The organism is uncultured Caballeronia sp., from assembly GCF_964243625.1.
In the GTDB taxonomy this organism is placed as follows: domain Bacteria; phylum Pseudomonadota; class Gammaproteobacteria; order Burkholderiales; family Burkholderiaceae; genus Caballeronia.
In genome coordinates, this window is record NZ_CAXTGZ010000200.1 from 1 (window position 1) to 9,714 (window position 9,714).

The 9,714-nt window shown below is 62.2% G+C and carries 9 protein-coding genes; 3 read left to right on the forward strand and 6 right to left on the reverse strand.

The genetic code is table 11. The annotated features are described in order from the left end of the window. Positions 1–1,204, reverse strand: a 1,204-nt coding sequence (locus ACFFAR_RS15280) for a methyl-accepting chemotaxis protein (protein WP_375508076.1), incomplete at its 3' end; no start/stop codon positions are given. Between the two features lie 433 nt (positions 1,205–1,637). Between ACFFAR_RS15280 and ACFFAR_RS15285 the strand changes: the two genes are divergently transcribed. Next, entirely contained in the window at positions 1,638–2,594 is a 957-nt protein-coding gene (locus tag ACFFAR_RS15285) for an EamA family transporter (protein WP_174363613.1), read from the forward strand. A gap of 34 nt (positions 2,595–2,628) precedes the next feature. Further along, complete coding sequence (locus ACFFAR_RS15290) at positions 2,629–2,820, forward strand: hypothetical protein (protein WP_174363612.1); 192 nt, start codon at positions 2,629–2,631, stop codon at positions 2,818–2,820. Here the strand turns inward: ACFFAR_RS15290 and ACFFAR_RS15295 are convergent, their stop codons facing one another. From ACFFAR_RS15295 to ACFFAR_RS15305, 3 genes are read right to left on the reverse strand one after another with little or no spacing between them, the layout of a single operon-like run. Further along, complete coding sequence (locus tag ACFFAR_RS15295; protein WP_174363611.1) at positions 2,821–4,278, reverse strand: efflux transporter outer membrane subunit; 1,458 nt, start codon at positions 4,276–4,278, stop codon at positions 2,821–2,823. A 22-nt stretch (positions 4,279–4,300) separates the two neighbouring features. Then, entirely contained in the window at positions 4,301–5,893 is a 1,593-nt protein-coding gene (locus ACFFAR_RS15300; RefSeq protein ID WP_075360122.1) for an MDR family MFS transporter, read from the reverse strand. After that, positions 5,886–7,025, reverse strand: coding sequence for an HlyD family secretion protein (locus ACFFAR_RS15305; RefSeq protein ID WP_062001158.1), 1,140 nt, complete (start codon positions 7,023–7,025; stop codon positions 5,886–5,888). Before ACFFAR_RS15305 ends, ACFFAR_RS15300 begins: the two co-directional genes overlap by 8 nt. A gap of 99 nt (positions 7,026–7,124) precedes the next feature. Between ACFFAR_RS15305 and ACFFAR_RS15310 the strand changes: the two genes are divergently transcribed. After that, positions 7,125–7,937 carry a CerR family C-terminal domain-containing protein gene (locus ACFFAR_RS15310; protein WP_174364693.1) on the forward strand — a complete coding sequence of 271 codons (813 nt, stop codon included), beginning with the start codon at positions 7,125–7,127 and terminating at the stop codon, positions 7,935–7,937. A 67-nt stretch (positions 7,938–8,004) separates the two neighbouring features. On the opposite strand, the gene ACFFAR_RS15315 is transcribed toward ACFFAR_RS15310, so the two are convergent. Beyond that, complete coding sequence (locus tag ACFFAR_RS15315; protein ID WP_062001156.1) at positions 8,005–9,279, reverse strand: MFS transporter; 1,275 nt, start codon at positions 9,277–9,279, stop codon at positions 8,005–8,007. A 19-nt stretch (positions 9,280–9,298) separates the two neighbouring features. After that, positions 9,299–9,714, reverse strand: a 416-nt coding sequence (locus tag ACFFAR_RS15320) for a M20/M25/M40 family metallo-hydrolase (protein ID WP_375508077.1), incomplete at its 5' end; no start/stop codon positions are given.

Genomic DNA, 9,714 nt, shown 5'->3' on the forward strand with positions numbered 1-9,714 from the left:
CGCGCACTTCGCTCGCGACCACGGCGAATCCACGGCCTTCTTCACCCGCCCGCGCCGCTTCGACCGCCGCGTTCAGCGCCAGGATATTGGTCTGGAACGCAATCCCTTCGATCACCCCGATGATGTCCGCAATGCGCGTGGAACTCGTGGCGATATCGTCCATCGTGTGAACGAACTTGCCTACCACGTCGCCGCCGCGCACTGCCGTGGTCGATGCATCCACGGCCAACTCGCTCGCCTGCCGGGCGTTGTCGGCGTTCTGCCGCACGGTCGCCGTCAACTGCTCCATGCTCGATGCCGTCTGCTGCAACGAAGCGGCTTGTTCCTCCGTGCGCTGCGACAAGTCGATGTTGCCCGCAGCGATCTCCCGCGCGCCATGAGAGATCGCGCCGGTGCCGCCGCGCACTTGCGTAACCGTCCCGACCAGCCCCTGCTGCATGCGCCTGAGCGCGGCGAACAAGCGGCCCATTTCGTTATCACGGGATGCATCGATAGTCGCCGTCAGATCCCCCGCAGCAATTTGCTCGAAATGATGAATCGCTGATTCGATCGGCTTCATCACGGCCGCGCTCAATGCACCCCGTGCGATGAACCCAAGCACCAGCGCAAGCGCGGCGATCACCACGGCGCCCGTTGCCATCGCGTGGAATTGTCGCTGCGCTTGCTCATAACGCGCTTGCTGCCGCGCGATCTGCAACGCTTCGAGCGCGGACATTGCGTGATCGTAGGTGGCGTATAAACCGTCCGCCGTCTGGACCTGCAGCGTGCGGAAGGTGTTGAAATCGTTTTGCGCGAGGGCATCGAATTCAAGATTCAGCGCCTTCGCAATCAACGCCGTGCGTGCGGTTTTGGCGGCTTGCGCGAGTTGCTCTTCCTGCGTATCGCGCGGCTTCGCGAGGTACGCGTCGAACTCGGCGTCGCTGATCTTCAGCGTCTTGCGCGCGTTCGGCAGCATGTCGTCGCTCGCCTTGCCGAGCATGAACAGCGTCTCGTAGTTGCCGAGCGCGAGACGCACTTGCAGGAGCCGTTGCGAACTCGTCTTCAGGTGCGTGATGGCGGCGGTATCGGTTGCGACCATCTGTTCGAGCGCCTGGTTGCTCTGGCGCAGGCACGCGGCAGCCGCGAGCAGCACCGCGACAATTGCGAGCGTGTACCCGGCGATAGTGATCGTGAGACCGCGGCGAATCGTGAAGTTATTGAACATGGCGATGAACGCGCCGCGCGCGTGGTTCCTCAGGTATCGTTTAGTTTTATTAAATAAACGGAAAGCGCTGACTGCACACGCAATGCGCCCCGTAGCGCGATTCTTGCGGAATGTGCGTATTGGCGACATCGGGAAATGTGCGCCTTCAGATTTGGCACGTCCGTGCCGATAACCGGTGATGCCCAGCGCAGCGATCACGCAAAAGAATGAAAACAGCGTGAATGACACCGCAAGAACCGATAGCAATTTTTCTCACATACCGGTGAGAATTGCTCGTTTGAAGCCCTTCAATCCCGCGTCTACGATGGCAGCATGAAACGCAGGTCCGGCGAGCAGTGACATTTCGCTTCAGGATGAAACGTCACGAGTTCGAGCATCGATATGATGGCTTCGCCTTCCGGCCCAACTACGCGACGCCCCTCGCCAAAATCTGATGAACCCGACCAACATCGTTCAATTGCTTGTTCTCGCCGCCCTTTGGGGTGGATCGTTCCTGTTCATTCGCGTGGGTGTGACCGACTTCGGCGTTGCGCCGCTGATGGCGTTGCGTGTGGGTATCGGCGCGCTGTTCCTGCTGGTGCTGCTCTTCACGCGCCGGCCAGCCCGCGAGGCGGTGAACACCATGCGCAAGCACGCCGGGTCGTTGCTCGTGGTGGGCATCCTCAACTCCGCCGCGCCGTTTTGCCTGTTTGCGTTTGCGGAACTCACGCTGTCGGCGGGAGTGACGTCGGTTATCAATGCGACCACGCCGCTGTGGGGCGCCATCGTTGCATTCCTGTGGTTGAAGGACCGCCTGAGCACGCTGCGCGTCGCCGGCCTCGCGATAGGTTTTGCCGGCGTCCTCGTGCTCGTCTGGAATCAGATCGCGGCGCCGCAAGAAGCGGGTATGTCGCCGGCAACGACCGCGCTTGCCGCGTTGGCTGCGTTGGGGGCGACGCTGCTTTATGGGATCGCGGCGAGCTACACGAAACGGCGTCTTACTGGCGTCGATTCGCTGACGGTCGCGGCCGGGACCATGACGGGCGCGACTATCGTGTTGCTTCCGTTCGCGATCTTCTGGTGGCCCGTTGCGCCGGTTTCAACGGTTGCATGGGGATCGGTGATTGCGCTCGGCGTTGCGTGCACGGGCGTCGCTTATATGCTGTTTTTCCACCTGATCGCGGTCGTCGGTCCGGCGCGCGCGATCACCGTAACCTTCGTGATCCCGGTCTTCGGCATCCTCTGGGGTGCGATGTTTCTTGGCGAGCAGGTCTCGGCGGGAATGGTGGGCGCATGCGTGATCATCCTGATCGGCACGGCGCTGGCCACGGGCGTGGTGAAGAAGCTGCCGTTCGCTCGCGCATCGATTGCAAAATCCGTGGACGTCATCACGTTGCGTGATAAAACCTGAGGCCGTATTCACACTCTTCCGAAGAGGTGATGTCATGAATCCGATCTGGTATGAGATCCCGTCAGTGGTCGTTGTCCTCGTGTTCGTTGGCATCGTGTTGATACGGGCGTTCACCGCGCCTGTGTCACAGGACGACGATCGTATCGATATCTTCATGCGCCGTCAGTTGCCCGGCGGCGCGTCGGCGGCAGATGCGCGACCAACGGAAAAATCGCAGCGCCGTTGATCAGCCGTTGAGCTGCCAGCCAAGCCCAAGGCTCTTCTGCAGCGATACAAAATCCTTCAGCAATTCCGCCTGCCCCGCGACGACATTCTGCTGGGCGCTGAACTGGGTGCGCTGTGTATCGAGCAGATCGATAAGACTCGATGCCCCCGCACGATACCGCTGCCGCGTCAGCGTGGCCGACCGGTCCGCCGATGCCTGCACCTTCTGCAACGTGACGAGATGCTCACGCTGATGCCCGTAACGTGACAACGATGTATTCGCGTCCTGCAGGGCGCCGAGCACGGCTTTGGTGTACTTGGCATCGGCTTCGTCGCGCGATGCCTGCGCGCTGTGAACGCTCGACAGCGTGCGTCCGAAGTCGAGAATATTCCATTGCAGATACGGCACGCCGAGCCAGCTAAAGTTGCTCTTGCGCACCAGATGTCCTGGATCGGCGGCGCTGAAACCTATGTCTCCGAGCAAGGTCACCTTCGGGAAAAAGTTGGCGGTCTGCTCGCCGATTTGCGCATTGTTCGATGCCAGCCTGCGTTCGGCAGCGCGTACATCGGGCCGCTGTTGCAGCATCGATCCCGGATCGCCGACCTGAACCGATGCGGGCAGCGCCGGCATCTCGCGCAAGGCCGACAATGCGCTATCCAGTGCGCCGGGCGCCTGGCCCGTCAGCACCGCGAGCTGGTCGAGCGACTCGGTCACCTGCTGATCGAGCGGCGTGAGCGTTGCGCGCGTGTTCTCGACTTGCGTGGTCAGGCGTTCCACGTCCACGTCTGCCGCCGTTCCGCCTGCGCGGCGTTGTTGCGTCAACGTGAGCATCTGCTGTTCGAGATCGGCGCTTTGCTGCGCCAAATGCAGGCGATGCTGTTCATCGCGTAAATCGATGTACGCCTGGGCCACTTCGGCGGCGAGCGAAACCTGGGTATCGGCGAGATCGGCGTCCACGGCATCCGCTTCCGCCGACGCCGCCTCCACCGCGCGGCGTGTGCCGCCGAACAGGTCGATTTCCCACGATGCATCGAAGCCCGCGGTGTAAAGCGACAGCGGACCACGGCCGGAAGATCCCGACGAACCATCTTGCGACGACGTGAGCGAACTCACATCGGGCGAACGTGTGCGCAGCGCGGCGGCATCGAAGGAAGCGGTAGGCATGCCGTTCGCCTTCGAATGTTGCAACTGGGCGCGCGCTTCACGCAAGCGCGCCTGTGCGGCGTGGACGTCGGGGTTGTGTGCCAGCGCGGCGTCGATCAATGCGTTCAGTTGCGGATCGTTGAGCGCGAGCCACCATTGGCTCGGCGCGCGCGTGCTCACCATGCCGGTCGCGGGCGTACGCACGAAACCTTGAGCGTGCGCCGCGTCGGTCGCGACTTGCGGTGCGCCCGAGTAGTCGGGACCCACGGTACATGCGGCCAAGAGAGCCGCAGCGAGCAGCGTTAAAAAAACAGGAGGCGTAGAGCGAGAGAACATCGTCGATATCATTTTTGAGCCGTCAATGGCCGGCGGAGGACGACACGGGTCCGCTAGGCGTCTTCAGCAACAGCGCGAGCGGGATGCAGGCGAGGAGCGCGAGACCCAGCAGGTAGAAGGTTTCCGAATACGTGATCACGGTGGCCTGCATATGGATCTGCGCAGCGATCTGGCCGATCGCGCGCATCTTCGCGTACGCCATGTCACCGGTTTGAGCGAACCAGCTCGCGGCGCTGGATGCAACGCGATCCTGACCGATCACCGAATTGGCCGTCAGCGATTCGCGGATCATCGCGGTATGAAATGTAGTGCGCCGGTCGATGACCGTACCGATCACCGCCAGCCCCACCGAGCCGCCCAGGTTGCGGGCCATGTTATAGAGGCCGGCGGCATCGCCCGAATCCTCACGCGAGACGGCGGCCATGGATGCCTGGTTCAGCGGCATCATGGCGAGGATCTGCGCGCAGCCGCGTATCAGTTGCGACCAGAAAAAATCGTGACCGACACTTTGCGCCGTCAGGTCGATATCCAGCATGCAGCTCCACGCAAAGAGCAAGAGCCCGACGATCACCAGCACGCGGAAGTCGAGCTTGCCGAGAATGCGCGGCAGGAACGGCATGATCAGGAACGCAGGCACGCCTGATATCAGCATGATCGCGCCCGATTGCTGCGCGTTGTACCCGGACACAATGCCGAGAAACTGCGGCAGCAGATACGACACGCCATAAAGACCTGCGCCGACCGCGAACACGATGATGATGACGCTGGCATAACGCGGGTTGCTCATCAGGCTCAGCCGCATGATGGGTTTTTTCGCGGTGAACTGCGAGATGGCGATCAGCAGGAAGCCCACCAGTGTCACGCAGGTCAGCGTGACGATCTCGCTGGACTCGAACCAGCGCTCGCGCTGTCCTTCCTCCAGCACCACGGTCAGCGAACTCAGGCCGATCGTCAGCCCGACAATGCCGATCCAGTCAGCCTTGAGAAAGGTACCCCAGTTCGGCTTGTCGGACGGCAGCCCGACAATCAGCAACGTGATCAGCGCAATACACACGGGCAGGTTGATGAAGAAGCACCACGACCAGCTAATGTTTTCTGCAAGCCAGCCGCCGACCACGGGGCCGAGCAAGGGCCCGAGCAGCACGATCAGTCCGAACATGGTCATGCCGACAGGCATCTGCGAGCGTGGCAGGCGCGTGCGGATGATGGTCTGCGCAGTCGGGATCATTGCACCGCCGGCGAAGCCCTGGCCTATGCGGCCGGCGATCATCATGGGCAGGCTGTGGGACCAGCCGCACATCATTGAGAACATGATGAACAGGGTTGCGTTGGCGAGCAGGAAGTTGCGCAGGCCGAACACGCGCGTGAGCCATGCTGCGAGTGGGATCATCACGATCTCGGACATCAGGTAGCCCGTCGAGATCCACGTGCCTTCCGTGCCGGTCGCGCCGATCTCGCCCTGGATCTGCGGCAGCGCCGAGTTCGTGATGGAAATATCCAGCGTCGCCATCAGCGCGCCCAGCGAGCCGGCCGCGACCGCGAGCCAGTCCGCCGCGCTCGCGCGCTCAGCCTCGGCGGCCGGCGCTCCAGGCGCCGTGCTCGTTGCTTCAGCCATGATCGTTCTCGGCTTCGATGCGCTTGTCGCCTTCGCGCGAAGAACGGGTATCGACATCTGCTGTCACCGATAACCCCGGCAGCAGCACGCTGCGCGTTTCCGGCCCGGTATTGATGCGGATGCGCACCGGCACGCGCTGGACGATCTTCGTGAAGTTGCCGGTCGCGTTCTCCGGTGGCAGCAGCGCGAACTGCGCGCCCGTGCCCGGCGCAAAGCTGTCGACCACGCCGTGCAGGTCGGTTCCGGAGAGCGCATCCACGTGCAGCGTCACCGGCTGGCCGATACGCATATGGCCAACCTGCGTTTCCTTGAAGTTCGCGACCAGGTAGGTGCTCTGGACGGGGACCACGCTCATCATCCGCGTGCCGGGCTGCACGTATTGACCGACCCGCACCGAACGATCGCCGACCTTGCCGGGCAAGGCGCTGCGCACGATGGTGTCCTGCATGTCGAGTTGCGACTGCTTCGCGCTGGCTTGCGCGGCTTCGAGCTGGGCGCGGGCCTGCGCGATTTGCGCCGTCGTGGAAGCGATCTGCGTTTCGGCCGATTTCACCGCGGCCGTATTCGCCGCAAGGGTTGCGTTCGCCTGATCGCGGGTGTTCGTAAGCTGGGCGAGACGCTCGCGGGTTTCCGCGCCCGTGGCGGTGAGCGGCGCATAGCGCTGGACTTCATCGCGTGCGTGCTGGGCGCTGAAACGCGCGACCTGTTCCTGCGCCTTTGCCTGATCGATATTCGCGTGCTGCTGCAGGATATCCGCCTGCGCCTTCTGGATGTCCGCCGTGCGCGCCGCGATGGTCGCTTCCGCCTGCTCGAGCGACGCCTGATACTGGCGCGTATCGAGCCGCACGAGCGGGTCGCCGGCCTTGACGGTCGCGTTGTCGCCCACGTACACGTCGGTTACATAACCACTCACTTTCGGCGCAACGGTGACGCTGTCGGCCTGGAGATACGCGTCGTCCGTGCTTTCAATGAAGCGCCCGACCGTCCACCAGCGCGCGAGCCAGATTCCGCCCACGACAATGACCACGAGCCCGAGGCCCATCAGGATCAGGCGGCGTCGGGAACGGGGAGCTTGAGCGGCGGAGTCTTGCGGCAGGCGATCCTGCGGAGGTGATCCGGCGGTTGTTGACATCGTTTTATAAAATCCAATTTATTCCAATCGGAAGAATTATTCCAGTTGGAAGAATTGTGTCAAGTGATATATTTTGCACCTGGACGTTGGGAGGCTGGAATGAGCGACACAAAAAGGCTGCGCCGTCCGTCAGAAGGCGGTTACGTACGTGGAGACGAAACACGGCTGCGAATTATTGTGGCGGCGATCGAATCTTTTGGAGAACACGGGTTCGATGGCGCATCGACGCGCGAGATCGCTGCCCGCGCGGGCGTCAATGCCCCGGCGCTGCAGTACTACTTCGAGAACAAAGAGGGTGTGTATCGCGCGTGTGCGGAATACATGGCCGACGAAGCCGCGGTCAATTTCGAGCCGGTCGTGGCGCATGCCAATCAGGTGCTGGAAAACAACGCCGCCGTACCGCTGCTGATCGATGCTTTCATTCGCATTCAGGAAGCCATTGCCGACCGGATGTTCGCGAAAGGTTGCGGGACGACAAATCACCGGCTGTTTTTCGCGCGGGAACAGGTGGGCCACGAGCCTTCCATTGCAACCGAGATCCTGACGCGCCGTGTACGCCAGCCATTGAACGATGTCACCTCGCGGCTGATGGCGCGCATCACGGGCACCACAGCCGATGACCCCGTGACCCTGATCCGCATGATCAGTTTGAACGGTCAGTTGCTGATGTTCCACGTTGCGCCGCGTACGTCGCTCGGGCTGCTCGGCTGGACGGAAATCGATGCCGAGAAGGGCGAATTCCTGAAGCGGATCGTGCGCGAGCAGACCCGCACGCTGCTCGAGAAATGGGCGCGCGAGACGGCGGCGAGTGAACGCAAGGGCAAGGGTGCATTGAAACTTGCCGCCAGGCCAGCCGCGCGAAAGCGGTCCGCGACGGCTGGCGCCACGAAGAAAGCCGGCAAGCCGGCGTAAGTTCGGCCCGAAAAAAAAAAGCCGGACGCGCGAGCGTCCGGCCTCCAAATGTCTTGAGCTCACGCAGTCACGTCAATTCACGTCCGCCGGTTTCATCGAGCTTGGACACTGCAATCAGCGAGATCACCACGCAGATGATCATGTACCACGCCGGCGCCATCGTGTTGCCAGTGATCTTGATCAGCCACGCGACCACAAGCTGCGCACTGCCGCCGAAGAGAGAAACCGCCACTGCGTAAGCGCTCGCCAGATAGCCCGCGCGCAAATGCTTGGGGAAGTTTTCCGGCATCAGCGAATAGGCGGGGGCCGAACCCATCGTGTAGAAGAGCATCAGCAACACGATCAGACCCATCACCACGGGCAGGGACGGATACTGGTTCATCAGCCAGAAGCACGGATACAGCAACACGATCAACGCAATCCGTCCAGCCAGGATCAGTGGTTTGCGGCGCTGCATCTTGTCCGATAACGCGCCCCATACCGGGCACAACGCCAATGACGCGACCGCGGCGCATATTGAAACCAGCATGGACAGCTTGGCCGGCACCTTGAGGTACTGGATCATGTACGTGGGAATGTAGTACATGAGAACGTAAGTGGCGACCGTCATGCCCATGATCGCGAACACGGTCAGGATCCACTTGCGGACCATCCCGGGTTCGAAACCGGACGCATGCGCCCTGGCTGGTTTCGGCGGCTCTTCCACAATGTGCCGGCGCAGATAAACACCTACGGGCATGATCGCCGTGCCGATCAGGAACGGCACGCGCCATCCCCAGTCGAGCAGTTGCTCGGGGCTCAACTGATACGTGAGCAATGCTGCGATACCGGAACCCATCAGCGCCGCGGCGCCCTGACTGGCGAGTTGCCAGCTTGCACGAAAGCCGCGACCCTTGGCCGATCCTGTTTCCAGTAGCGTGGCTGTCGCCGCTCCGAATTCGCCGCCTTGCGCGAAGCCTTGCAGCAAGCGCGCGAAGATGATCAGCGCGGGTGCCGCCAGGCCGATGCTCGCGTATGTGGGTGCAAGGCCGATCATCGCGGAGCCGAGCGCCATCAGGAAGATGGTCAGCGTAAGGGCGGCGCGTCGGCCGCGTTTATCGGCGTAATGTCCGAGCACGAAACCGCCGACCGGACGCGCGACGAAACCAATCGCGAACGCGGACAACGCAAGCAAGGTCGACACTACCGGATCGTGCGCCGGGAAAAACAGCTTGGCGATAGTCAGCGCGAAAAAGCTGTAGACGGTGAAGTCGAAGAACTCGAGCAGGTTGCCAATGATCGCCGCAATGACGATCTTGCCTTGCGACACGGCTTTGGCAGGTTGGACTGTTGTGGTCGCCATGGGAATCCGTAGATGGTTTTTATCGCGCGAGGAAGCGCTCGACCAGACGCGTCCAGTACGCGGCGCCAACGGTCAGGTTGTCATCGTTGAAATCATAGGATGCGTTGTGAAGCATCGGCGCGCCTTCACCGTTGCCAAGACGCAGGAAACAGCCCGGCTTCTGCTGCAGGTAATAAGCGAAGTCCTCGCTGCCGGCGATGGGGCCGAAGTTATCGACCACACGATCTTCTCCAACCAGTTCACGCGCCACTTCGAGCGCCAGTCGGGTCTCCGCTTCGCTGTTGATCACGACCGGATACCCCGGCACGTAGTCGATATCGATCTTTGCGCCGTAGCCGCTCGCATGGGCTTCGGCGAGCGCGCGAATGCGGGTTTCGAGCTGCTTGCGCACGGTGGCGTCGAAGGAACGGACGCTGAGCTGCAGCCGCGCCGATT